General features: G+C 79.3%; 1 protein-coding gene. It reads left to right on the top strand.

Features of this window, described 5'->3' with window-relative positions:
• On the top strand, nt 1-511 hold a 511-nt coding region (locus D1643_RS11485), incomplete at both ends, for a hypothetical protein (protein ID WP_201751131.1).

Below are 511 nucleotides of genomic sequence, written 5' to 3' on the forward strand. Positions count from 1 at the left end.
GCCGCGGCCGCGGGCTCTACGCCGAGGCCAAGGCCCAGGCGCGGGCCGCCGTCATCGCGCGCCAGGGCGCCCGGAGCGCCTTCGACGCGGCGCTCGCCGGCCGCTGGTCGCTGCTCGTCCCCGCGCCTGCGGACGGCACCCTGCGCGCGCTCGCGCTCACCGAGTCCGTCCTCGACCGCTATGGGATCGTCACCCGCGACACGGCGCTGCTCGCCGGCGTGCCCGGCGGCCTTACGCCGCTCATGCCCGTGCTCCGCTCGATGGAGGAGACGGGCGACCTCGTGCGCGGCCAGTTCGTCGACGGCCTCGGCCCCGCCCAGTTCGCCGCCCGCGCCACCGTCGAAGCCCTGCGCGCCGTCGCGGCCTCCCTCGCCAGCACGGCGCCCGCCCCGGAGCCCGCGCCGCCCGCTTGCGCCTCCGACCCCGGTAGCGCTGCGTCTGCCGCCGACGATGCCGATGCTGCCAGCGAGCTTGCGTCCGCCAACGGTGTCGGCGCCGCCGCCCGCCCCGC

This window comes from Enterorhabdus sp. P55 (assembly GCF_009911695.1).
In the GTDB taxonomy this organism is placed as follows: Bacteria; Actinomycetota; Coriobacteriia; order Coriobacteriales; family Eggerthellaceae; genus Enterorhabdus.